Source organism: Spiroplasma endosymbiont of Poecilobothrus nobilitatus (assembly GCF_964030655.1).
Taxonomy (GTDB): Bacteria; Bacillota_I; Bacilli_A; order Mycoplasmatales; family Mycoplasmataceae; genus Spiroplasma.
Window position 1 is genome coordinate 1,342,335 of sequence record NZ_OZ034915.1, and the last position, 25,218, is coordinate 1,367,552.

The window sequence follows — 25,218 nt, forward strand, 5'->3', positions numbered from 1 at the left end:
TAATTACTCACTTTTTTATTTCTAGGAGGGGAAAAATGAATATTAAAGATTTAACAAAAGAAGTTAATAATGTAGAATTAATCGTAATTGCTGATAAGGTGACCCAAGGGACAGCATCCAATGGCAGCACTTATTTATCAATAACCTTAAAAGAACGTACTGGAACAATTGAAGCAAGGTTATGAGATGCTCGTCCCGCTGACATTGAAAGTTGAATTAAAGGAAATTGTTACAAAGTAAATATTAATATTATTGAGTATCGAAAAGTTTTACAAGCAAAAATTAATAGTTATGATATTATTGATAATGCCAGTATTAATCTAGATGATTTTATTGAAGTTGCGCCGCTTCCGGCAGATGCAATGTATGATGAAATTATTACAACAGTAAAAAAAATTAAAACAACTGAATATCGTGAAATTATGACTTTAATTTTAGCAAAATATGGGGAGCAATTTAAAATTTGACCAGCTGCTATTCGTAATCATCACGAAATTAAATCAGGTTTAATTTGACATAGTTTAACTATGCTGCAAATGGCAAAAAATGTTGTCAATGTTTATCATGACCGTTTAATTGATGCAGAATTATTATATTGTGGTGTTATTTTACATGATTTAGGAAAAGTTATTGAAATTACAAGTGGAGCTACAAATGATTTTTCATTTGAAGGAAAATTACTTGGGCATATTTCAATTATGGCAAATGAATTAAATCATCTTGCCCAAAGTAATAATTTAAATTCAGAAAAAATTGTTTTATTAGAACATATGATTTTAGCTAGCCATGGTCGATTGGAATATGGTTCACCTGTTGAACCACACTTATTAGAAGCAGAAATTTTATCATTTTTAGATAATTTAGATGCACGAATTTACCGTATTGATAAAGAGCTAGAAAAAACATTGCTTAATGAGCAAACACAGCGCTTGTTATCTGTTGAAGGCCGCTGATTTTTAAAACATTTTGAAAAATAATGATTAATTTAATTGTAAAAAGCTTAAAATTTTTTTAAAATTTTATATTTTTTGCAATTTTTTTCTGTTTTTAATTTGATTTTTCTTTTTTATTTTTTGCTTTAATTTTGTAGAAAACTATTGATATTTATAAAATATACCTAAAATTAGGTATATTCTTAATATAAGAGGTGAATAATTAATGAAAAAAATAATTGAAGAATTAATAAATAGTTTAACAGATGATCAATTTTTAGAATTTCATTAAAAAGTCAAAAAAGAAGCAGAATTAATTAAAAAACAAAAACGCTTAAATGAAATTGATCAAAAATTTAGGGATAAAGGTATTAAATGTACTAATTGTCAATCTTTTTATTGTGTTAAAAATGGTCATAATCCTGAAGGAAAACAAAAATATTTATGCAAAAAATGTCGTGCTAGTTTTGATGCTTTTCGTGATCATTTTACGTATTGAAGTCATTTAAATTATGAACAGTGAAATTTATTGATTCAAATTTCATTATTAGGCCAATCTAGTAAAATGATTTCCCACTTTATTAAAACATCACCGAAAACCGCTTGATATAATCGCCAAAAAATAATGAAATCAAAACAATTAGAAAACACCCAATTAAAATTTAAAACGTTAAATGGCCAAATTCAAATCGATGAAACATTTATTAAAGAAATCCACAAAGGTAATTTTAAAGATAAATTTGATAAAAGAAAAATTCATCTTAATTCATTTTCAACCAACACTAAATGTTGTATTCAAATGGCTGTTGATAGCAATAATAATATTTATGTTAAATCAGTCAACACAAAACGTGGAATGGCAACACTTTTTAGGACACTTTTTATATAGACATTTGTTTTCTAAAAGTAACTGGAGATAAATAATTTAAACTGCCATGAATTCGAATATTGTTATATCAATGCACAAAATCAAAAAGTTCGTATTTTAATTGTGTTAAATTTTTAAATTTTTTACTTTTAATAAATTCAGTTTTAAAAGTTTTGTAAGTTGTTTCAGCCACAGCATTATCATAAGGGCAGCCTTTATTGCTTAATGATCTTTTAATATTAAAAGTTATTAAAATTTCATCAATGATTTTATTTTTAAACTCATTACCACGATCAGTATGAAATAGAGTTATTTGATTTAATGGTCGTGTTATTTTATGAAAATCTTGCTGGACCAGTTCGGCTGTTTTATTCGGCCCAGCACTATAACCAATTATTTCACGATTAAACAAGTCAATTAATAAACAAATATAATGTCATTTAGCGCCAACTTGAACATATGTTAAATCACTAACAATAACTTCATTAGGTTTTTTGTTGTTAAATTGACGATTTAAAATATTATTAATTTGGTTATTATTGACTGTTGTTTTATGATTATGATATTTTAATTTGGTGTATTTAGAAACCAAATTATTTTTGATCATAAAGAATCTGATTTTTCGCCGCGATAAGATGATATCTTTTCTGTTTAAAATAACTTTAATTTTGCGAGCCCCATAAATTTTGCGGCTTTTATTAAAGGTACTGATAATTTCTTGTTCATAATTATTAACTTGCTTGTTAATACATTTATTAGTTTGATAATAATACGTTGATTTTGATAAACCCAAAATATTACATATTTTTCTTACTGAATATTTTGTTTTGTTGTTATTAATTATTGTTATTTTTTGGCCATTATCAGTGCGGCTTGCTTTAAAATGTCATTTTCCATTTTCAAGTCTTTAAGTTCTTTTCGTAAAGTTATTATTTCATTTTCTTCTAGTGTGCGATTGTCTTTTGCTTTAAATGAACCAGAATTATTATAATTTTTAACTCAACTATAAATAGTTGGTTTTGGTAAATTATATTCTTGCCATAGATTAATAACACTTTTACCATTTTTATATAGCATGACAATTTGTTTTTTAAATTCTTCAGAGTATAAAGTTTTATTTCCCATTTTTATATTCCTTCTTTCTTAATAATTTTATCTAATTTTGAAGTCTATATAATTATGGTCCTAATAATTGTAGCCTATCCAACGATTACAAAAACAGTGAATTATTGAAAATATTAATAAACAATTAATCAAAGAAAATTCAATTATTATTTCTGACATGCAACCATTATATTTATTAGTAGCAAAACAAACAAATTCTATTTTATTAGCAACTAAAACTAGTACAAATCCTGATGCTAGTTATCGGAAGTTAAATAAAATTAGTAAATTACAATCAAATCTTAAAGAATCCTTAATTCATTATCATGGCTTAGGTTTCGCGAACATTCAAAATTATTTAAATCTCTGAAAATGAAAATACCAGCATAAAGGTTTAACGCCAAACAAACAATCATCGGTATTATATTTTAACGTATAAAAAAGTTAAATAACAATATTAAAAGTTTATATAATTTTCTTTTAAAGTTATCATATTGATGATTTTTTTTATTTCATCAATAGTTTTCTACAAAATTAAAAATTTTTTGGTGATAGGTATATAATAACATTATGGTATGATTTAATTTTCAGGAATAAATGCCATAGCAAAATAACTATTGGCACATTTAGTTAGTTATATCGAAAGAACTATTAATACTAGGCGTCCTGTACGATGAACCGGCAAAAAAACAATTCTTGTGAGATTTTTTTTTTATTTTTCTATTAAAAAAATAAATTTATTTGCATTATTCATCGGATAGTATCTTTAAATTTAGAACTTTTATCATAAAAACAGATGTTATTCTATTTTCCCTACACAAAATAAATGATATTTTTATAAATTTCCTTTCAATAAAGGTATTATCCGATGAATAATGCAATCTAAAACTTAATATTTTGATGCTTAAAGATGGATAACTCATCTATGGCACGAAGCCTTAAAGAAAGTGCGAAAGCGATTGGATTTACTATCCTATTTATTTCTTTAATTCTCGACAAGATTAATCACTTGTGAAATGTCAGAGCGCGTGTTTTTTGGCTTGTTTTCATAAAAAGAGTGCTGTTAAACCGAAAAAAACAATATCGGACACTAAAAAAACAAGATAGTTGGAGCTCCAAAAGGTTATTTTCTTTATATAAAGTTGTCTAGGGATGGATGAAGCGTAATTAATAACTGGGTAAACTTTTTTTGTTTATTTCCGTAGGGGGATAAACTATGTCTAAATATACTATTTCCTCCGCTCACCACCAAAGTGAAGCGGGCGGCGAAGTAAATAAATACTAAAATACAAAATACATTATTTACTAAATATCAAAATATTAACCAATAAAAAAATATTATTTTTTTATTGGTTAATATTTGATGAAAAAATGAAATAAAAAAATTGAAAGTAAATTACAAGAATTAATGATACGAGCTTATTTAGTTTCAGTAGATGAAATAACTGATGAATATTGAGCATTAGGCAAAACTAATTAATGAAAGAATTATTATAATGACAGAATATAAAAGTTTGTATATTAATAAAACTTGAAATGAAATAACAACTTCATTTGATTAAATTAATTGTAACCTTGTTAATTGTCGTATTTCTCATAATAAAAATCATTATGATTTGCAATGTTTATAATTAACAAAAATGTACTTAAATTTATTTAAAAACAAATGAGATGTAATTGCTTCTTATTGCAATATGCAGCATTACAAAATTAACGATATTTTAGATTTGGCTTCCGATGGATGAAAAATATTACAAATTAACAAAAAAATAAACCAAATAAATTAAAATATATTATTGCAATTGACCCTGCTGGAGGTGAGCAAACTGGTATTATTATTTATAATGTTTTACAACAGAAAATAATTAATAATATTACTTTTCATTCTAAAAACGAAGAAGAAGCAATAAATAATATCTATTTAATATTAAACAACTTTCAAAAGCAAACTTGTTTTTATTTAAATAAAGTTCTTGTAATAATTGAAGATTATCAACTTCATAAGGGATTAAAAATAACAAACCCACTATCTACACCTAAATTTATCGGTGGTTTAAAAGTTTTATGCAAATACCTATTTAATTTAAAATATGTTTTACAATCACCAGTTGCTAAGAAAAATTATAGCTATAAAGGAAATATTAAAATTACAGAGCATGAACACGATGCATGAAAACATTTACAATATTTTTCTTTAATTTTGTAGAAAACTCCTTATATTAAAAATATACCTAAAATTAGGTATATTTTTAATATAAGAGGTGAATAATTAATGGAAAAAATAATTGAAGAATTAATAAATAGTTTAACAGATGATCAATTTTTAGAATTTCATGAAAAAGTCAAAAAAGAAGCAGAATTAATTAAAAAACAAAAATGCTTAAATTAAATTGATCAAAAATTTATGGATAAAGGTATTAAATGTCCTAATTGTCAATCTTTTTATTGTGTTAAAAATGGTCATAATCCCGAAGGAAAACAAAAATATTTATGCAAAAAATGTCGTGCTAGTTTTGATGCTTTTCGTGATAATTTTACGTATTGAAGTCATTTAAATTATGAACAGTGAAATTTATTGATTCAAATTTCATTATTAGGCCAATCTAGTAAAATGATTTCCCACTTTATTAAAACATAACCGAAAACCGCTTGATATAATCGCCAAAAAATAATGAAATCAAAACAATTAGAAAACACCCAATTAAAATTTAAAACGTTAAATGGCCAAATTCAAATCGATGAAACATTTATTAAAGAAATCCACAAAGGTAATTTTAAAGATAAATTTGATAAAAGAAAAATTCATCTTGATTCATTTTCAATCAACACTAAATGTTGTATTGGATAGGCTACAATTATTAGGACCATAATTATATAGACTTAAAAATTAGATAAAATTATTAAGAAAGAAGGAATATAAAAATGGGAAATAAAACTTCATACTCTGAAGAATTTAAAAAACAAATTATCATGCTATATAAAAATGGTAAAAGTGTTATTAATCTAGGGCAAGAATATAATTTACCAAAACCAACTATTTATAGTTGAGTTAAAAATTATAATAATTCTGGTTAATTTAAAGCAAAAGACAATCGCACACTAGAAGAAAATGAAATAATAACTTTACGAAAAGAACTTAAAGACTTGAAAATGAAAAATGACATTTTAAAGCAAGCCGCACTGATAATGGCCAAAAAATAACAATAATTAATAACAACAAAACAAAATATTCAGTAAGAAAAATATGTAAGATTTTGGGTTTATCAAAATCAACGTATTATTATCAAACTAATAAATGTATTAACAAGCAAGTTAATAATTATGAACAAGAAATTATCAGTGCCTTTAATAAAAGTCGCAAAATTTATGGGGCTCGCAAAATTAAAGTTATTTTAAACAGAAAAGATATCATCTTATCGCGGCGAAAAATAAGATTCTTTATGATCAAAAATAATTTGGTTTCTAAATACACCAAATTAAAATATCATAATCATAAAACAACAGTCAATAATAACCAAATTAATAATATTTTAAATCGTCAATTTAACAACAAAAAACCTAATGAAGTTATTGTTAGTGATTTAACATATGTTCAAGTTGGCGCTAAATGACATTATATTTGTTTATTAATTGACTTGTTTAATCGTGAAATAATTGGTTATAGTGCTGGGCCGAATAAAACAGCCGAACTGGTCCAGCAAGATTTTCATAAAATAACACGACCATTAAATCAAATAACTCTATTTCATACTGATCGTGGTAATGAGTTTAAAAATAAAATCATTGATGAAATTTTAATAACTTTTAATATTAAAAGATCATTAAGCAATAAAGGCTGCCCTTATGATAATGCTGTGGCTGAAACAACTTACAAAACTTTTAAAACTGAATTTATTAAGGGTAAAAAATTTAAAAATTTAACACAATTAAAATACGAACTTTTTGATTTTGTGCATTGATATAACAATATTCGAATTCATGGCAGTTTAAATTATTTATCTCCAGTTACTTTTAGAAAACAAATGTCTATATAAAAAGTGTCCTAAAAAGTGTTGCCATTCCAAGCTTTCTTAAGTAATGAATGAAAACTTTCTATAACAATATTATCTGCACAGTGGTATTTTTTCCCCATTGAAATTATAATACCGTTAGATAAACATTTATCGTGATAAATAGTGGATGTATATTGATATCCGTGATCTGAGTGAATTATTATTCCATTCAGATCTTTTTTTATTAATTTTATTTTATTAATTGCATCATTTAAATTATCCATTACTAATTTATTGTCATTATATTTAGATCACTTTACATCAACTATTTCTTTAGTATATCCATCAATAATTGTTGATTGATAATATCTTTCTCCTTTTCAAATTAAATATGTTACATCAGTATATAGTACTGAAAACCTTGTTTTTATATCATTGAATTTACGTTTAATTAAATCAGGATATTGCAATAAGATTTTTTTCTTTATTCTGTTTATACTTTATTTTTCTTCTCATTTTTCTGATAGTAAGAAAAAAGTTGAGGTTTTATAAAAATTATAAATAACATAATTAGAAATAAAATTAATTAATCGCTTATTAGAGAGATTTTTTATTTTGAATTAATCGTTAGATAGTATCTTTCACACTTAATAAAATAGGTTTTTTATGAAAAAATCCATCCTTTATTTTCTGAAAAATTTTTAAGTATTTATTTTACTTAATTATTAGTTAATTGTTAAATATATTACTAAAAAATACATTTAATAAGCAAATAATTAAAAAAGATAATGAGATAAAAAATAATAAAGATACTATCTAACGATTAATCCAAAATTAAATCTTTAAAACTTAATATTTTGATGCTTAAAGATGGATAACCCATCTATGGCACGAAGCTTTAAAGAAAGTGTGAAAGCGAATGGATTTTACTCCTATTTATTTCTTTAATTCTCGGCAAGATTAGTCCCTTGCTAAATGTCAGAGCGCGTGTTTTTTGGCTTGTTTTCATAAAAAGAGTGCTGTTAAACCGAAAAAACAATATCGGACACTAAAAAAACAAGCGGGTTGGAGCTCCAAAAGGTTATTTTCTTTATATAAAGTTGTGTAGGGATGGATGAAGTGTAATTAATAACTGGGTAAACTTTTTTACTTCCGTAGGGGGATAAACTATGTCTAAATATCCTACCGCCCCCGCTCACCCCCAAAGTGAAGCGGGCGGCGAATTAAGTAAGTACTAAAATAAATTACTAAATATCAAAATATTAACTAATAAAAAAATATTATGTTTTTTTACAGAAAGGAAAATATTTGATTAAAGCAAATTATAAGCGTTTTAAACAATATAAAAAAGCAAAATGTTGTAGTACAAAAAAACACAATAAAAAAATTGAAAGTAAATTACAAAAATTAATGATACGAGCTTATCCAGTAACGGTAAATGATATTAATGATGAAATTTGGGCAAAAAATAAAAAGAATTGAGAGTATAGAAAAAATGACAGAATATAAAAGTTTGTATATTAATAAAACTTGAAATGAAATAACAACTTCATTTGATTGAATTAATTGTAAACCAGTTAATTGTCGTATTTCTCATCATAAAAATCATTATGATTTACAGTGTTTATAATGAGCAAAAATGTATTTAAATTTATTTGAAGATAAATGAGATGTTATTATCTCATATATGCAACATTACAAAATTAACGATATTTTAGATTTAGCGACAGAAGGATGAAAAATATTACAAATTGAGAAAAAGATAAAACAAATCAATTAAAATATATTATTGCAATTGATCCCGCTGGAATTGGGAAAACTGGTGTTATTATTTACAATGTTTTGCAAAAGAAAATAATTAATAATATTACTTTTCATTCTAAAAACGAAGAAGAAGCGATAAATAAAATCTATTTAATATTGAACAAATTTAAAAACCAAACTTGTTCTTATTTAAATAAAGTTGTTGTAATAATTGAAGATTATCAACTTCATAAGGGATTAAAAATAACAAACCCACTATCTACTCCTAATTTAATTGGTGGTTTAAAAGTTTTATGCAAATATCTATTTAATTTAAAATATATTTTACAATCACCAGTTGTTAAGAAAAATTATCTTTATAAAGGAAATATTAAAATGACAGAACACGAACACGATGCATGAAAACATTTACAATATTTTTTAGCAAAAGGAGTTGATAAAAATGCCACAAACAAAAAGTAATCTATCCAAAAAAACAATTACCAGTAAAACAAAAAATAAAATAGTTAACAAATTAGAACTAACTGTTAGATTACATGAAAACCCGATTAAAACTAAAATTAAAGCGTTTGTTGCTGGTGGCGTTGAAGTTGATGCTTGTTCTGCTAAATGTCAGTGAGAAGGATTGAATTACTCAACATTATCAATATATAATCCGCCAATTGTATCTGAGTTTTTGAAATTAAGAAAAGATGATGAGATAAAAATTAAAGGCTCAGTATTTAATCAACTAAATTTAAAAACTAAACGTTATTTTTTATCTTTTCGAGTAGATAGCTTTGAAATTATAAAAAAAGCAATTAGAAAAAGAACAAATATTAAAAAATAAGGAAGTGAAGAAATGGAAAAAAATGTCAAGTATGTTCTAATTGATGAAAAAAATGAACCTATTAAAAATGAGAATGATAGTTTTAATATCAAAACTGCAGAAGTTATTTTAGATAATTATGAAGAAATTACTGAATTTAACGCAAGTAATTTAGAAAATAACAATCAGAAAATCAACGAACTACAAACAAAAAACACTGAATTAATTTCACAATTAGAACAACAAACCCTACAATTAAAACAAATTGAAATTAATAATTTTAATAATTCTTTAACTGATAATGAAGAATTTAAAAACGTCTTATTAAAATCTTATGATATTAATGATGACATCGAAGTTATTAAAACACATTTACAAAGTGTTTATGATGAATTAATAAAAGTACAACCCGTTAACACTGGTGGTGTACCAAAAATAGATAACAAAGAAAAAAACATTGTCGATGCCGATAATGTATTTAACAAATAGAAAGAAGGAAATAAATTATGGTACAAAATCCACAAAGAATATTCGGCGATATTGCTAACCAAGCAACAAAAAATGATCGCGAAACATTTGACCAATGATATTTACAAACTTATCAACAAAAATTTAGTTGAGAAGCATTATTTGCTTGAAAAGAAGCCAATAAATTTGGTTTAACATATAAAAGAAAGAAAAATATTAAATATAACGAAGGTTTAGGAAAAGATGGACAAGTATTTAATACTGATGATAATTTATTAAACTATTCAACAGTTGAATTTGAAGATGGAATTGTTGAATTAAATACCATTTTAACTTTTGCTCGTAAATTAGACCACGTAGAAAGTGATTTTAATCCCAATCTTTGGGCGGCTGATATTGAACAAGCAATGGATACCGAAGTTGCTTATAAACGTAACAAAATTTTAGATATTATTAACAACAACGGAACAGTTACAACTATTCAAGGTAAAAAAGCAAATGATACAAATGCTTTACAAATTCATGATGAAATTATGGATAAAGTCTATGAAAATGGTTTTACGCCATCAGAAACAATTGTTTTAGGTTCAGCTGATTTTATTCGTGGAATTCGTGATAAATTGCAATTACAACTTGGTGCAAATGACCAAATAAACAGTGTAATAACAACAAGTGGGGCAATGAAGTCTGTTGAAGGAACAACTTACTATATGGTTCCAAAAAAATTACCAATTATTAATAAAGATGGTTCAGAAGGAACAATTAGTTTATTACCCGATGGTGTTAATGCAATTGTTTTTAAATTTAGTAAAAAATATGACCCTCTTATTTTACGCAAAAAAGACCACACCCCATTAAGAGTTGGTGCTGCGGCGTTAGGTACTGGAATGGGTAATACTTTAATTATGGAAAGAGTTTTATATTTAGGTGGAGCAGTAGTTGAACCCAAGGGAATTATTAAACATATTGTTGCGAAAATTGATATTAGTAAAATTAATAAATTAGATAAACCAACTATTCATGTTGATGATCCAGCAAAAACAAAAGCCGAACAACTAAAACCACAATTTAAAGATGTTGTTTTAAAAGCAGTCAAAACAGTAGATATTTCTTTAACTGAAAATGATTATGATTACTTTATTGAAAGTAAAGGTGAAGATTGACCGATTGATATTACAAACGATAAAACTGTTGCAGTTCAAATTGAAGGTAAAAACAACGCTACTGGGCAAACAAATGCGATTGATGTTAAAATTAAAAATACTTAAGTACTAAAAAATAGTACTTTTTCGTTTTATAAACTATGCCAATTGAAACAAGTAAAACTGCTCTGATTTATTATGTTAAAAAAACACCAACAAGATTATCTATTAAACAACAAGAAAAAAGTTTTGGTTTACAATTATTAGAATTTTTAGGAATTCAAGTTTTAGCTCTTGGTTTATCAGTTATAACTGGCGGAATTGCTTCTGCTGTTGGTATTGGTGTTGGTTTATCTAATTTTGCTGCAGCATTTATCTCATTTGGAGTAGAAACAGCAACCGATTTTGCTGTTAATCAAATATATGATAGTTTAACTTCTAAAGTTAGTGCAAAAAGTACAGCTTTAAATTTGTTACCAGCAATTGGTGGGATTGGTAAATTAACGCGTGCTGCTCGCACAACGAAAATTTTAAAATTAGCCAAAGAAATTAAATTACTTGAAAAATTAGGCGTAATAACTGCTAATAACTTAGAAGATGTTGTAAGACAAGTTACAGGTAAAAAGATTTTATCTGATAAATTAATATTTGATTTTACAAAACAAGCTAATAATGAAACTTTATTATATACAATTGGAAAATTAGCCCGCAATGATTTTTATAAAGGTTTTAAAGGGTTTAAATTAGAAAAAATTAATAATTTATTAAAAATTGAAAAAAACATTCAAAAAATAAGCCCTAAGTTAATTCAAAAAATACCCCGCATAAATGAAAAAAATGCTAATAAATTACTTTCTGAATATGGATTAAATGTTGATAAAATAAGCAAAATAAATACTGATGAATGATATAACATTATGGCTAATCTTTATAAAAAAGGTGTTGGTAAAAACTTGCTATTAAATGCTAATTTAATGCGAGGTAGCAAAATATATCATAATAAATTGTTAAATTTCTTGCATAAAATGCCAATTAAATTAAATAAAACCTTAAATTATTTAAACCCAAATTTTTATATTCAAAAAGTAACTAAAAAATTATTAGCCCCAATTGAAAAACAAATAATTACGATTAAACAAAAAATAATTAGTAAAATTACTGAGAAAACTAAAAAAATATTATCTAAATTTGAAACTAAAGCTATTCAAAAAGGACAATTATTACCTTTTGCTTATGGTTCTGATGTTTTTTTGGCAGTTAAAATTGTTCCTTTATCTGTTGCTGGTGAAGTTGCTTTAACAATATATTATAAAAACCCTAAATATGCCCCCATTGTTGTTATGACAACTTTAGTAAAAGCAGAACAGTTTATTTTAGCAAAAGAGCCTTTTGTATACTATATGCATAGTGAATGATTTATTGGTTGAGGATTTAATAAGACAAGTTTGTTTAATTTAGTTTCTTTTGCCCCAGTTGCTTATCAACAAATAGTAAAAGATAGTTTTAAAATATATCAAACAATTGCTAAAGTATTAAAGTTGCAAGAACAATTTAAAAATAACTTTACTAATAAAAATAAAATGTTAAAAACATTAGAAGAAACTTCAGTTACTAGTTTATTAGGTAGTGGCTTAGCATTTCAAACATACAAACAATTCAGAACAAAACAAAATTTAAGCAAAAAAATTAAAACAAAAACACTATCAAGTAGTAAAAAGTTTATCTTAAATAAAATCAAATCAAAAAGAAATAAATGATAAGGAGATGATTAAATGTTAAATGAATTATGAGCAAATGTTACTTTGGAAAATTATAATAATTTTATTCCAATGACAGGTAAAATTACTCAAGTTCCGGTTCGTTATAATAAGTTCTTTAAAGATGATGTTGAATTATGGTTTAAAACTTTTGCCTTAAGGGCTCAAAATATGATTAATTCATATTTAAACTATCCTTTTACAAAATTAAAGTTTGAAACATTTAAAGACCCATTATTAAAGAAAATTTGTATTAATATGGTATTTATTACTGTTGAACACTGGATATTTAACCGGATTCCAATTGAATTTTTTATTTCGGCAACGATGAATGTTGGTGATATTAATTATTCTTCACAAAATGACCCAATGGCAACATGACAAGGTCTATTGCCTACCTATGTAAAATCATTAGCTAATCTAACAACTTTAAAGAAAATGTTTCGTACTTTTCAAGAAGAAGGCATTGATTTAACGATGATAGATTTAGAAGCATATTATACCCAGTTAGAAGTTGAGGCTTTAATAAATACAAAACAAAACGTTATTAATAAAGATACAAATTTGGAATTAAATAACTTAATTGCAAACGATATTATTGAAAGCAAAAATAAAATTAAATCAGTTAGTATTACAACAAATGATTTAGAAATTAAAAATCCAACCGCAGAAACAGCACCAAACTTTACAAAAGCAGTCAGAGCAGTACAAAATAGTATTCAAGTTCCAACTACAAAAATTATTAATAATAAGTCAACAGATGAAGAAGTGCCAACTGCAAAAGCAGCATATAATACTACTATTTATGAAAATAATTCTTTATGGAAAAAAAATGATAACACTAATTCATTAGAAGTTTTTAAATTTTATTCTATTTATCCTAGTATTAAAATTACTGATTGACAAATTTATACTGCACCTAAAGTTTTGTTTCAATTAACTAGTTATCAAATTTCTTTTAAAATTACTAATTTTCAGTATTATAATCCAAATTCAACAAAATGGTTTAATTATTGAGTTTATTTTAACTCATCTGATCATAAAATATATTTATGAGATGAAAATAATAATATGAGAATTGATTTTGAAGGTAGTATTTATGAATATAAAGGTGAAGGAACGCCTATATAGGGAGGAAATGGTTTTATGCCAAAAGTAACTATTAAAGATTTAATTATGTTTTTGAAAATCTTTGGAATTTCATCATTGTTTTTTATCGCAGGAATTGTTATTTGTTTTATAGGAGAAAAAACATTAGGAATTTCTTGACCAGCATATGTTATTATTTCAGCAATGCTTATTGGTGCTGGAATTATCGTTTTAATTATTGAAACAATTAGATTTATCAAAACACATAAAAAAGAACAAAAACAAGATAGCATTGAAGATGTTATTAAAAAAGAAGATACAAAATAAAGAGGTGTTATAAATGGGATTGTTACCTGCCAAAAAGAAATTAAAAAAGAGTTATGATATTGATAGTTATTATCTTAATTTAGCATCAACAATTACTAATCGTAAAAATGTTACTGTTCAAAAACATAATGATATTTTAGAAAAAAGAATTTGTGAAGATAATGCTAATTTTTTAAATCCTCGTGAATTAGAAATTAGCATTTACAATGCAATTACTGATCAATAAATAAACTCTAAATTAATTAATAACTTTTTAAAATTGCAAGACTTCACTAATAAGAACTGATATAACGAATATAAAATTAATAAGAATGGTAAAGGTGCATATTTTATTTTTGCTAATAATTCAAAACTTAATTTTATTACTATTGATTCTTATAATGACCAATATGATGAGTTAGGTAATTTAGTATCTTGTACTTTTGATTATGATTCTTATCTCAAAAATGACCAAAGTGTTTTTATTACTGAAAAATTAGAAATTGATTATGCAACTAAACAAGTAAAAGTTATTAGAAATTTAAAAACACGATTATATAGTAATATTACTGATTTATATATTGATGATTCTAAATGAAATAACTATACAACATTACAAATAGAAGAAATATTACCAATTTATTTTATACCAATTGAAATTATTCCGAATAACCATAATTTTGAACCTTCTGCTCGTTATGGTAAGCAATTTGCTAGTATTTTAGATATTATTGCTGAAAAGATAATGTTAGACCCATTATTAAATAGTGGTAAATTTACTATTAATACTAATGGAGTTACTGGTGTTGTTGACCAATAAATTAGTAAAATGTTGGCTTCATTTATTGAAAATGATTTGTTATTAGTCGAAGGAGACCCTGATAGTAATTTTCAACCAGTCGATTATATTGAAGGTAATTTTAAAGGGGAACAATTAACTAAAATATATGATTGATTATTAACTAATTATTATAAAATAAATCGCCATCATGTCCCCGCGATTGCTAAGGGTGCACAACAAACTCAAGCGGAAGTTGCGGGAGTAAATATTCAAACCAACGCCCCTTATGAACAAATGATATATATTAGAGAAATCAAATTAACTGAATTTATTATTAAGTTAATTAAATATGATAATGTGATTTTAAACAGTAGAACATTTAATATTAAAAATATTGACGAATTAATTGTTGATGTTCGCTTACCCGTGAATGGTTACCTTAAACAGACAATTAAAAAACAACGAAACTATCATCAATATACCTAATAAACAAGGGGAATAAGAATAATGTTAAAACCATCTGAAAAAATGTTAGCACAATTAGCAGAAAATGATGAACCAATTGATTATTCAATTGATAATATACCGTTAGATTTTGCTAATCAATCACAATATAGCGACCCTGGTTTAGAACAGTTATTTACTGAAGAGCGTGCTAGAACATTATATATTTATAAAATTAATAAAATCTCTTGTTAAGACAAAACAAAAACCAACCTTAAATTACTCTCAAAATAGCGTTAAAATCGGTTTTATTGATAAAGATGAATATATTAAAATTATTGGTTATGAAATTAGTGACTTTAATTTTAAATTACAAATTCAACAAAACACCACAATTCAAGATAATAACACAAGTTATGTCATTATTGACGAAAAAGATATTTTAATTAATGATATTTCAAAACAAGACAAAGTATTTTTAGAATCTTATTATTTAAAAATAGTATCTATTAATGAACCAATTACAGAAGAAAACAAAAATGAATGTTATATCATTGAAGAATACAAACGTCCTTATTCACCAGATGGGGTTAATATTATTAAATCTACCCATTTAGTTAAAATAACTGATTTTAAATGAAAAAATCAAAATAGCATTCATTTAGTATTACAAAAATCATTACCCGAAGATACAGTATTTACTGGCATTGAAATTAAATATCCTAAATCAATGTTATTTGGTAATATTAAGTGCTGAGGAAATGTTAATGGTGTATATTCTTATCCAGCATCCATAGTTGAAAATGCTAGTTTAGTACCTTTATTATCTATGCCAATTGAAACAAATCCCAATGTACGAATATTTCATTATTGATTTACTGAAAGTTTTTTACCATGAAGTATTGCCAAAAAATATATTCAAGGAAAAGATATTTTAGGTTTATTAGATGTTAAAGAATTGAACATTGTTTTATTAAATTATTTAACATATCGTTATAATTATGATAGAAAATTTCAAGGGGCAAAATATGATGAAAAAGGAAATCCTATTAATAAAGCAGCTGAACTACGCCAAAAATTCGAAGGACAAAAACCAGAAGATGTCATTGACGGTTTATTTGAAAATTGAAAATTAGATAATCCAACATCTATTAATGAAAATGATGTCAAAAGATTTAAGCAAATTATCTATATGATTTCAAATTATACATATAGTAAATACGCCATTAATAAAGGTTATAATGACGATATTAAATTATTTGCCCCCTATTATTTTGAATTAGTTTCTAATCCACGCGAGTTAGAGACTGGGTATTGAGAATTTGAAAATTGTAAAGTTGGATTAAATTCATCATATTTTAATTTTAGCGGCGGTTCTATTCCACCAACGCCAATAAATTATTGAGAAGAGGTTTGTGCACAAGAAAAACCATTTAATCAAGTGGATAATAAGTATTATTTTGTAGTCTGACATGGTTATGAAAACAATGATTGACGTATTATTAAATTTAAAAATACTACAGCCACTATGAAGATTGATAATGATGATAATCGTCAGTTAAAAAAACTGATTTAGGTGTGAGTATGGGTAAAAGTTTATATATTACAAATCAATCAGGAATTATTAAATATGTAACAACTTGACCAAAAGATAATGGAGCTTATTTTAAAGCCGTTTATCGCTGAAATGATAATGGTGAAAACCAAATACACCATTTATTTCACCTAAAACAGGACAAATTACAGATTGAAATTTAAAAAATCAAAAGAATATAATTAGTAATAATGATGAAATTAAAGTAATTGTTAAAAACAAAGATATTTCAGAAAATATTATTCATCAATTAGAGGCAAATTATTTTAATTGATTATCAATAACAAATGAATTAGAAACAAATAATATCCCTTCCTTTATTCCTGCTGAAATTAACTTATCTGATGGTGAATATGGCAAATATTTAACTAATTTAATTGTTTCTAATGGCAAAATAGAAGAATATTTAAACTATTTTTCACAATGATATAAATTACTTTATTCTAAATCAACTTGAATGAGTATAACTAAAAATTTAATTGAAGATAATATTAAAATAACTTTTCAAAAGCATAAAAAACTATTTAATTTAAATAAGATTGAAATATCAGGGATATGAGGTTATGGAAATTATGATATTACAATCTTTATAGAAAAACCAAATGAAAAAATTATTGAAGGAAAAGATATTAACTTAGAATTAATAAAAAATTGTCCTATTGGAACAAAAGTCAGCGGAAAAGATAGAAGTACATATCTACAGTTAATCGAAGATAATACCTGATATTTATATAAAAATGGTATTGAAAATGAAAACTCTTATTCAAATAGTGCAGTTGTAAATTTTCTAAAACAATCAAATAGTGTAATATTTTCCTATCCAAGTGTAGAAGAACGAATTAATATTAATAATTTACAATTATTTAGTAAAAATAATGAAAAATTATCATTAATTACATTAGAAATATAAAAAGTTATTTAGATTTATAAATCTAAATAACTTTTTAATTTATTTTCAATATCTATATTTGGTTCACTATTATCATTTCAGCGATAAACGGCTTTAAAATAAGCTCCATTATCTTTTGGCCAAGTTGTTACATATTTAATAATTCCTGATTGATTTGTAATATATAAACTTTTACCCATACTCACACCTAAATCAGTTTTTTCTAACTGACGATTATCATCATTATCAATCTTCATAGTAGCTGTAGTATTTTGAAATTTAATAATACGTCAATCATTGTTTTCATAACCATGTCAGACTACAAAATAATACTTATTATCCACTTGATTAAATGGTTTTTCTTGTGATGCTATTCATTCTAAAATACTATCACTTGTATTTATTTTGTTTTCTTCTTTTAATTTTGTTAATTTTTCAGTTGTATATTCTTCTATATTATCACAAGCAACTAAACTTATTGTACTTGTGCCAATTAAAGTGAATGTTCCTAAAAGACTTAATATCTTTTTCATTTTTGAAATACCTTTCTTTTTAGAAATTTAATTAAAAATGAAAATAAATTATTAATTTATTTTCATTAAATTTATTTAATAAAAATTCTTAAATATATCTACAAATTTGAGTTTTTGTAATTAACAAGTTATAACACCCGATGTAACGCCAAAAGCTAACCCGCCTGCGGCACCAGAAATTAAACCAATTATTCCACCGATAACAGCGCCCGCTATAGTACCTGCACCAGGAACAAAAGAACCAAATGCTGCACCGGCAGTTATTCCTGAAATTGTTCCCGAAACTAATCCAGAAGCAGCATTACCAGCTGTATTATCTCTAAGACTATTAGCAATACAATTATTATAATTATCATTTAATTTCATTTCTAAATTATCAATTATACTAATTAAATTATTAACTTTATTATTTAAATTATTAAAATCATTTATTAAATTCATAAATTCTAAATTTAATTTTCAAATGTTTATATTATTATTTACTATTGCTAAGTTTTGTTTTAGAGAATGCAAATGATTTGCAAATTCCAATTTTATTGTATTTTTTCAATTAATCTTGTTAATTTGATTCATTTGATTTACAGTATTATTTTCTTGTCAATTAATTTGATTTATTCAATTATTAAAATTTGATTTTCATTGTTTAATTAAAGATAAATCAATAGTTAATATTCTTGAATTATATTCACCATATATTCCAACAATCACATAAACATTTCAAGACTCTCCAATAATGTAAGCATTTTTATTTTCATCAATTAATATATCATTTATTTTTTCATTTATTTGTATAATTCGATTTATACTAGCACTACCACGCTCATGAAAATAAAGCAATCCTGTAGAAGGTCCTATATAATAAAATTTATCATTATTTATAGAAAATGATCTTCCTGATTGTAACAAAATTGGTATAGCTAAATTTGAATTTTGATTTGGTATTGATGGGGATAATTGTCCTCATTGTGGTTGTTGATATGTTGGTTGACCTCATTGTGGTTGTTGATATGTTGGTTGACCTCATTGTGGTTGTTGATATGTTGGTTGACCTCATTGTGGTTGTTGATATGTTGGTTGACCTAACCCTCCTGTTTGTGGATTATATATTTGTTGTCAACCGCCCCGTCCTGTTACTGGATTATATTGAGGACTTCTCTTATTTCTATTTAAAGCTTCTAAATTAACATTATTATTTAATTTTTTATCTTCTTTTTGATAAGGACTAGCGGCAATCACTGTTGGTACAGCAGTCCCACTAATTGTTAATACACTTAATAAACTTAGTAATTTTTTCATTTTGTATAATTTTCTTTCAATTTATATAATATATTTTTCTATATTTTATATTTTTTTATTTGTCGTTTTGTAAATACAAACGGAAAATTTATATATTGTTAAATTAATGCAAAGTTAAATATGAAATACAACACTTTTTATATTAAATTAAAATTTTACTTTTAATCTTAATATTTGTTTTAAATTCTTAATTTAATAAAACAATAAATAAAATAAAAGATATCAATTATTTAATTTTTTATAATAAATCTTTATAAAATTTTAAAAACATTGATTTTTCAACTAATAAAGTGTTGCATTTCTATTTTAACTTTACAAAAAATAATTTCACAAGAATTTTTTTGCCGGTTCATTGTACAATAAGCTTTTTTAAATTAAATATATTTTATTTAATAATTCCTTTGTTGCTGATTTGCTAATCTTTCGATTTTTTTCATACCACTTGAAAATTCTTCTAAATCTTGACCTTGAGTTCTTCCTGGATTAACTGTACTTGGTGCATTTGGATTAAATGTTGATTGTATTAATGGTTGTTGATATGTTGGTTGTTGATATGTTGGTTGTTGATATGTTGGTTGTTGATATGAGTTAATTGGGTTGTAAGTATGTACTCTTTGACCTAAATTTAAACCAAAATCAAACATCCCGCCGTCTAATTGCTTAGTTGTTTTATCCCTTGTAGGAAAAGCCATACCCATATTAAAATTTCAAGGTGGATTTGAAAGTGGCTGCCCTCATCCTCCTGTTTGTGGATTATATATTTGTTGTCCACCGCCCTGTCCTGTTACTGGATTATATTGAGGACTTCTCTTATTTCTATTTAAAACTTCTAAATTATTTGTTTGTTGATAATTAATATCACTATTTTTGATAGTTTCTTCTTTTTTATACGGGCTAGCGGCAATCGTTGTTGGTACAGCAGTCCCACTAATTGTTATTACACTTAATAAACTTAACAATTTTTTCATTTTATATAATTTCCTTTTATTAATCTTGAAACTTTTTATCAAGATCTATTGACATTATATATATATATATAAGCAATTTTGATTATATTTTTGGAAAGGGAATTATTTGATATGATTATTATTGTGATTATATTCTAACACCCAGCTGGGCTCGCGGGATTTTCGATAGTTTGTGAAAAATGCCTCAAATTTTAAAAAAACTTTTGGCGCCGCTTTTAAAAGTACTTGGGAAAAATTCTAAGCGTTAAGCGAAGAATTTTATAAAGGTTCCCAAATTTGTTTGAAAGAACCTCAAAAATTTTTTTAACTTGTAAGTTATTTTATCACAAAAATTTAAGAAAATCAACCGCTCGCCCAAAAATTTAAAAACCCTTTTAAATAAAGGGTTTTTAATCTAAAATCTACTATTTTTTAATAATTTTTTAATGTGTAAAAGTTTAATTTTTAATTGTTGGATTGTTTTTTCTAATTCATTAACTCTAATAGAAAAATTTGTATTATCTATATTTAATTGCTGAGTTGCTTTATTAATAATACCAATTGGCATAAATATATCTCCATTTCTAAGAAATAAAATTGATTTAAGAGAAACACTTAAAACCAATTAATTAAATAAAAAATATAGATATATTTAAAAATATAAAATTATAATGTATAATACTTATATCTAGATATATTCCTTTAGATTCTTTATCTAGTATTTTGGTTAAGTGTTAGTATCACTTAACTTTTTTTATTTCTATACAAATTATAACAAAAAATAGAACAAATTACTTTTTTATTTTACATTCCCATTTTAAAACGATATAGATAAGAACCATAAAACAAAGCATCATATGGGTCGTGGTACATTTTACTATCGGGTGTATTTGTTTTATTATCGCTAAATCTTAATTCACTAATGCACTTATCTAAAAAAGGAAAGTTATCTAACGTGCCATTTATTTTACCTTGAACAAACATTTTTCTTATTCATGTTACACGATTAATTATACCCGCTTCCTTTTTAAACGATGTTTGATGTTTTTTGGCTTTAAACATTTTAATTTTATAACCCAAATAAGGATAAATATCTTCTTGTAATTTTTGCATAAAGTCATGAGCATTGATATCATAATGGAATGTGGCATATTCAAAACCATCAAATTTATCAAAGGTATTAATTATTCATTGTCCATAATATTCAACTATTTCACTTAAATTAATTGCGTTTTTTGGTGTAATAACATTTTCTTCAATTAAGTACTTATCATATTCATTATTTTCATTAATTTTATAGCCACTAAATAAAAATACTGTATGATCGGCACTACCATTAGCATAATCAACGCCAATCGAATAACAATCAAATTCATATTGTTTTGTATTGGCATTATAAAAATCTTGCAAGTTATATTCTTGCATATATTTGCGATAATTTCGTAAAACATAAATACTTGGGTCATTATCATTATATTCAAAACCGTAATATTCTAATTCAAATAAATCAGGTCGCTCTTCTTTATTTGTTAAAACAAGTTTTTTAGTAATATTAGGAATTTTGTTTCAAACAGCACCCATTGTTAATCTTAAATTAAAAACACCCAAATCGTTAAAAGCTTGTTTATTTTCTGAATATACTTGGTTGTGTTCATTTAAAATAGTTTTAATTCTTTCATTTAACGGTAAATATGGGGTTACAAATTTTTCATAAAAGACATGGTATTTGTCAAAAGGATTAAAAGTGAATTGATTAGAATAAGTTTTATGAAAATATGTTGTTACTGTATTATATTGTTTTGTCGTGTTATCTCATTCTTGAAATGTCCAAGATAATTCTTTTACTGGAATAGGATTTTCTAAATTATAATGTTCATCGCCAATATCGTTAATGTATTTTTCATAAGACACTTTTAAACTTTTAGAACGAAACATTGAAACTCTTAAATTATTATATCTTTTATCTAATTCTTTATCAGTTAAGATTTCTTTTTCTTCGGCATGGATCATTTCATCTGTTCATGCCGATATAATACCACTACCTTTACCAACTTTTCCCATAATTTTATTCCCATTAGCATAACCAACAAAAGCAATCCGCACACCACTAGGAAAAATAATTTCGCCACCTTCTTTAACATTTTTCGGTCAAATAATCCCATTTTCATTGTCCGGACCTAAATCAATCCCATACTTGTCATATAAGTAATTACATACATTAATTGTATCGCCAAATGTAGTATCTTCATGGGTATTGGCATATCTTCGTAAAATATTAGATGAAGCATCGGTAAAATTGCAAGCAAAAAATAATTTTTCTGCTAAATGATTTCATGTTTTATTAGTACCTCTTCCAGCGGAAACAAACTTAAAAAAAGTTGGCGAAGTAAAATATCGGGCATAACTATCACCGACAAAGTCTTTAAATACCTCTCAATCAAACCCAAAATTATAGTCACTAAAATTTAAATCATATTTTTTATTTAAATGTTCATAGCTAGTAATTCGTTTTTTATTATTAATTTTAGTAAGGTTTTGCATTTTTAAATCATCTCCATTTTTGATAAAATATAAATAATTAATTGTTTTTAAGAAAGGTTTTTATGTGATGGAATTAAAACAAAATTTATTAGGAAATTATAAAGAAAGTAAAATAATAGAAACAAAAAAAGAACTTAAGACTTTTTTGTTTGAAAGAGATAACGAGATATTTAAATTATATCAACAAGGAAAATTATTACAAGGATATAAGGTTATTTCTAAATTACCAAAAACAATTAAAACAGAATTTGGTGATATTACTGTAAAAAGACGAAGATATGTTAAATATAATCAAGAAAAAAATGAAAATATAAATTGTTATCCTTTAGATGATGAACTGGGTTTAAAAAAATACCAAAGAATAGAACAAAATTTAATAAATAAAGTTACTTCATTTTTTGGTGATGGAAAAAGATATAAAGATATTTTACATACTGCATAAAATGCTAAAATTAGCGAAAGAACATTATCAAATATATTTAAAAATGCTGATTTAGAAAAAGTTGATTATATTAGTAACAAAAATAATAATAAAATTAAAATACCGAATAATGTTTTATATATCCAAATTGATGGAGCTTTTGAACCTATGTGAGAAAATAAAAAAATAGTTGAAAAAAATATTTTATTTTCAACTATTCATGTTGGCACTGATGAAGAAAAATCAACTAAAAAAAGAAAAGTAATTAAAAAGAAAAAGGGTTGTTTTGAAATGAATAATACTGCAAGTAGTAATCAAAAAAATGGCAAAGCAAGTATTACTAATTTTATTGATAAAATTTTTAAATTAATGGATACTTATGAAATTAACAAAGATACTAAAATTTTAATATTAAGTGATGGTGATCGTTGAATTAAAAAAATTTACAAAGCAATAAAAGAAAAATACAAAAACAACATCGTATCATATAGTTTGGATAAATTTCATTTAATAAATAGATTTAAACAATTATTTCCCTATCGTAGAAGAAATAAAATTCACATATTAAAATATAATTGAGCAAAAAAATTTTTCTTTGCTGGATATTATGAAGCATTGTTAAATTTATTAAATTATCATTTACCTTATGTTTTTGGAAATAAAAAGGAATTTTTATTACAAACCATTAAATTAATTGAAAATAATGAAGAGGGCGTTAAAAGCCAAGCATTAGAATATAATATTGGTTGTCACATGGAAGGTGATATTTCACATTACATTAAAGCAAGCTGTTAAAGGTCGAGGAGAAAAAATATATTGTAAAGAAACATTTAACAATATGTTAATTGTTTCAATGTTAAGACTTAATAATAAAGCTAATAAAACTAGTGAAGAAGAAATTGAATTTAATATTTTTAATTTAAATCCACTTCAAAGTTTAAATCATTTTCAAAACCAGTCTTTATTTATTTAATCAAAAACTTTAACAAATTAATTAATGTAATTTAAAAAAGTATTTTTTAGTCTGTCAAAATTCATAATTTTAGAAAATATTTTTTAATTAAAAATTATATTTTTAAAAAAAAGTTGAATTTTTTATAAATTTTGTTATCATTTAAGTATAAGCGAAACTTAATTTGTTTCTAATTATTTATTATTTTACTAAAACCTCAAAATAATATATACTACCTAAATTTTTGACAATATTTAATCCTAAGTTATTTTGTAAACCCAGCATAACATTGCTACGAATCGATGGCATTAATCCATCATCGTAACCTCAAAGACTATTTAAGCCTCATTTGTTATTAGTCATAATTGATTGTGGTTTTAATAAAAGACCTAAATTTTTTGCTTCTTTTCATCATATATTAGTTGAAATCAAAATAAAACTTGTAGTAATAGGAAAAATAAATATCATTAAATAAAATAATTTTCGCAATTTTATTTTCTCCATTTTATATTTTTTGGTTTATAGGTTCAAATTCAATTATATTAAAAAAACAAGGTAACAACTAAAACTTCAAAAATAACTTAAAAATA

Annotated in this window: 31 protein-coding genes and 2 pseudogenes; 25 read left to right on the forward strand and 8 right to left on the reverse strand. The window is 24.6% G+C overall.

From position 1 onward, the window contains the following. The first annotated feature begins 35 nt into the window (after positions 1-35). From AAHM76_RS07720 to AAHM76_RS07725, 3 genes and pseudogenes are all read left to right on the forward strand, one after another. On the forward strand, positions 36-977 hold the full coding sequence (locus AAHM76_RS07720; RefSeq protein WP_342256040.1) for a 3'-5' exoribonuclease YhaM family protein: 942 nt from the start codon (positions 36-38) through the stop codon (positions 975-977). A gap of 325 nt (positions 978-1,302) precedes the next feature. After that, positions 1,303-1,359: pseudogene (locus AAHM76_RS08755) on the forward strand (hypothetical protein); the annotation flags it as partial. 102 nt (positions 1,360-1,461) lie between these two features. Next, positions 1,462-1,821 (forward strand): hypothetical protein, encoded by a 360-nt coding sequence (locus AAHM76_RS07725; protein WP_342256041.1) that lies wholly within the window; start codon positions 1,462-1,464, stop codon positions 1,819-1,821. Here AAHM76_RS07725 and AAHM76_RS07730 read toward each other — a convergent pair. Then, a protein-coding gene (locus AAHM76_RS07730) for an IS3 family transposase (protein ID WP_342256042.1) occupies positions 1,814-2,925 on the reverse strand; the annotation gives its coding sequence in 2 pieces (ribosomal slippage) (positions 1,814-2,682 and positions 2,682-2,925; 1,113 coding nt in all). The two genes, AAHM76_RS07725 and AAHM76_RS07730, sit on opposite strands and share 8 nt — an antisense overlap. Positions 2,926-3,082: 157 nt before the next feature. Between AAHM76_RS07730 and AAHM76_RS07735 the strand changes: the two genes are divergently transcribed. From AAHM76_RS07735 to AAHM76_RS07750, 4 genes and pseudogenes are all read left to right on the forward strand, one after another. Continuing rightward, the gene (locus AAHM76_RS07735; protein WP_342256043.1) at positions 3,083-3,343 is read left to right on the forward strand and encodes a hypothetical protein; all 261 of its coding nucleotides are present in this window, start codon (positions 3,083-3,085) and stop codon (positions 3,341-3,343) included. Positions 3,344-5,308: 1,965 nt separating this feature from the next. Then, entirely contained in the window at positions 5,309-5,542 is a 234-nt protein-coding gene (locus AAHM76_RS07740; RefSeq protein ID WP_342256044.1) for an IS1/IS1595 family N-terminal zinc-binding domain-containing protein, read from the forward strand. A gap of 33 nt (positions 5,543-5,575) precedes the next feature. Beyond that, complete coding sequence (locus AAHM76_RS07745) at positions 5,576-5,752, forward strand: hypothetical protein (protein ID WP_342256045.1); 177 nt, start codon at positions 5,576-5,578, stop codon at positions 5,750-5,752. A 74-nt stretch (positions 5,753-5,826) separates the two neighbouring features. Continuing rightward, positions 5,827-6,938: pseudogene (locus tag AAHM76_RS07750) on the forward strand (IS3 family transposase). Between the two features lie 8 nt (positions 6,939-6,946). Here AAHM76_RS07750 and AAHM76_RS07755 read toward each other — a convergent pair. Next, positions 6,947-7,366 (reverse strand): DDE-type integrase/transposase/recombinase, encoded by a 420-nt coding sequence (locus AAHM76_RS07755; RefSeq protein ID WP_342256046.1) that lies wholly within the window; start codon positions 7,364-7,366, stop codon positions 6,947-6,949. An 838-nt stretch (positions 7,367-8,204) separates the two neighbouring features. On the opposite strand from AAHM76_RS07755, the gene AAHM76_RS07760 reads away from it, so the two are divergent. The 16 genes from AAHM76_RS07760 (at position 8,205) to AAHM76_RS07835 (ending at position 17,959) form a co-directional block, all read left to right on the forward strand. Further along, positions 8,205-8,405 carry a hypothetical protein gene (locus tag AAHM76_RS07760; protein WP_342256047.1) on the forward strand — a complete coding sequence of 67 codons (201 nt, stop codon included), beginning with the start codon at positions 8,205-8,207 and terminating at the stop codon, positions 8,403-8,405. After that, positions 8,392-8,526, forward strand: a complete 135-nt coding sequence (locus AAHM76_RS07765; RefSeq protein WP_342256048.1) for a hypothetical protein — start codon at positions 8,392-8,394, stop codon at positions 8,524-8,526. Before AAHM76_RS07760 ends, AAHM76_RS07765 begins: the two co-directional genes overlap by 14 nt. Positions 8,527-8,630: 104 nt before the next feature. Beyond that, positions 8,631-9,122 (forward strand): hypothetical protein, encoded by a 492-nt coding sequence (locus AAHM76_RS07770; protein WP_342256049.1) that lies wholly within the window; start codon positions 8,631-8,633, stop codon positions 9,120-9,122. Next, entirely contained in the window at positions 9,103-9,489 is a 387-nt protein-coding gene (locus AAHM76_RS07775) for a hypothetical protein (protein ID WP_342256050.1), read from the forward strand. The genes AAHM76_RS07770 and AAHM76_RS07775 overlap by 20 nt, the downstream gene beginning before the upstream one ends. 12 nt (positions 9,490-9,501) lie before the next feature. After that, complete coding sequence (locus tag AAHM76_RS07780; RefSeq protein WP_342256051.1) at positions 9,502-9,957, forward strand: hypothetical protein; 456 nt, start codon at positions 9,502-9,504, stop codon at positions 9,955-9,957. 17 nt (positions 9,958-9,974) lie between these two features. Then, on the forward strand, positions 9,975-11,204 hold the full coding sequence (locus AAHM76_RS07785) for a hypothetical protein (protein ID WP_342256052.1): 1,230 nt from the start codon (positions 9,975-9,977) through the stop codon (positions 11,202-11,204). Positions 11,205-11,239: 35 nt separating this feature from the next. Continuing rightward, the gene (locus AAHM76_RS07790; protein WP_342256053.1) at positions 11,240-12,838 is read left to right on the forward strand and encodes a hypothetical protein; all 1,599 of its coding nucleotides are present in this window, start codon (positions 11,240-11,242) and stop codon (positions 12,836-12,838) included. 12 nt (positions 12,839-12,850) lie between these two features. Beyond that, positions 12,851-13,966, forward strand: coding sequence for a hypothetical protein (locus AAHM76_RS07795; protein WP_342256054.1), 1,116 nt, complete (start codon positions 12,851-12,853; stop codon positions 13,964-13,966). Positions 13,967-13,981: 15 nt separating this feature from the next. After that, positions 13,982-14,251, forward strand: coding sequence for a hypothetical protein (locus tag AAHM76_RS07800; protein WP_342256055.1), 270 nt, complete (start codon positions 13,982-13,984; stop codon positions 14,249-14,251). 13 nt (positions 14,252-14,264) lie between these two features. Beyond that, positions 14,265-14,477, forward strand: coding sequence for a hypothetical protein (locus tag AAHM76_RS07805; RefSeq protein WP_342256056.1), 213 nt, complete (start codon positions 14,265-14,267; stop codon positions 14,475-14,477). Between the two features lie 33 nt (positions 14,478-14,510). Further along, a complete protein-coding gene (locus AAHM76_RS07810; protein ID WP_342256057.1) occupies positions 14,511-15,050 on the forward strand; it encodes a hypothetical protein in 540 nt (179 codons plus the stop codon). A 9-nt stretch (positions 15,051-15,059) separates the two neighbouring features. Next, complete coding sequence (locus tag AAHM76_RS07815) at positions 15,060-15,497, forward strand: hypothetical protein (RefSeq protein WP_342256058.1); 438 nt, start codon at positions 15,060-15,062, stop codon at positions 15,495-15,497. Positions 15,498-15,518: 21 nt separating this feature from the next. Further along, a complete protein-coding gene (locus AAHM76_RS07820; RefSeq protein ID WP_342256059.1) occupies positions 15,519-15,710 on the forward strand; it encodes a hypothetical protein in 192 nt (63 codons plus the stop codon). Then, a complete protein-coding gene (locus AAHM76_RS07825; protein WP_342256060.1) occupies positions 15,664-17,031 on the forward strand; it encodes a hypothetical protein in 1,368 nt (455 codons plus the stop codon). Before AAHM76_RS07820 ends, AAHM76_RS07825 begins: the two co-directional genes overlap by 47 nt. A gap of 8 nt (positions 17,032-17,039) precedes the next feature. Continuing rightward, positions 17,040-17,213 (forward strand): hypothetical protein, encoded by a 174-nt coding sequence (locus AAHM76_RS07830; protein WP_342256061.1) that lies wholly within the window; start codon positions 17,040-17,042, stop codon positions 17,211-17,213. A gap of 293 nt (positions 17,214-17,506) precedes the next feature. Next, complete coding sequence (locus AAHM76_RS07835) at positions 17,507-17,959, forward strand: hypothetical protein (protein WP_342256062.1); 453 nt, start codon at positions 17,507-17,509, stop codon at positions 17,957-17,959. A 14-nt stretch (positions 17,960-17,973) separates the two neighbouring features. On the opposite strand, the gene AAHM76_RS07840 is transcribed toward AAHM76_RS07835, so the two are convergent. From AAHM76_RS07840 to AAHM76_RS07860, 5 genes are all read right to left on the reverse strand, one after another. After that, positions 17,974-18,471 carry a lipoprotein gene (locus AAHM76_RS07840; protein WP_342256063.1) on the reverse strand — a complete coding sequence of 166 codons (498 nt, stop codon included), beginning with the start codon at positions 18,469-18,471 and terminating at the stop codon, positions 17,974-17,976. A 120-nt stretch (positions 18,472-18,591) separates the two neighbouring features. Beyond that, positions 18,592-19,767, reverse strand: coding sequence for a hypothetical protein (locus tag AAHM76_RS07845; RefSeq protein ID WP_342256064.1), 1,176 nt, complete (start codon positions 19,765-19,767; stop codon positions 18,592-18,594). 389 nt (positions 19,768-20,156) lie between these two features. Beyond that, a complete protein-coding gene (locus AAHM76_RS07850; protein WP_342256065.1) occupies positions 20,157-20,735 on the reverse strand; it encodes a hypothetical protein in 579 nt (192 codons plus the stop codon). Between the two features lie 394 nt (positions 20,736-21,129). Then, a complete protein-coding gene (locus AAHM76_RS07855; protein WP_342256066.1) occupies positions 21,130-21,282 on the reverse strand; it encodes a hypothetical protein in 153 nt (50 codons plus the stop codon). Positions 21,283-21,518: 236 nt separating this feature from the next. Further along, a complete protein-coding gene (locus AAHM76_RS07860) occupies positions 21,519-23,255 on the reverse strand; it encodes a hypothetical protein (RefSeq protein WP_342256067.1) in 1,737 nt (578 codons plus the stop codon). A 67-nt stretch (positions 23,256-23,322) separates the two neighbouring features. Here AAHM76_RS07860 and AAHM76_RS07865 point away from each other — a divergent pair, with 67 nt between their 5' ends. Beyond that, positions 23,323-23,697 (forward strand): UPF0236 family transposase-like protein, encoded by a 375-nt coding sequence (locus AAHM76_RS07865; protein ID WP_342256068.1) that lies wholly within the window; start codon positions 23,323-23,325, stop codon positions 23,695-23,697. 147 nt (positions 23,698-23,844) lie between these two features. Further along, the gene (locus AAHM76_RS07870) at positions 23,845-24,471 is read left to right on the forward strand and encodes a hypothetical protein (RefSeq protein ID WP_342256069.1); all 627 of its coding nucleotides are present in this window, start codon (positions 23,845-23,847) and stop codon (positions 24,469-24,471) included. Between the two features lie 358 nt (positions 24,472-24,829). Here AAHM76_RS07870 and AAHM76_RS07875 read toward each other — a convergent pair whose 3' ends face one another. Beyond that, positions 24,830-25,117 carry a hypothetical protein gene (locus AAHM76_RS07875; protein ID WP_342256070.1) on the reverse strand — a complete coding sequence of 96 codons (288 nt, stop codon included), beginning with the start codon at positions 25,115-25,117 and terminating at the stop codon, positions 24,830-24,832. Between the last annotated feature and the right edge of the window lie 101 nt (positions 25,118-25,218).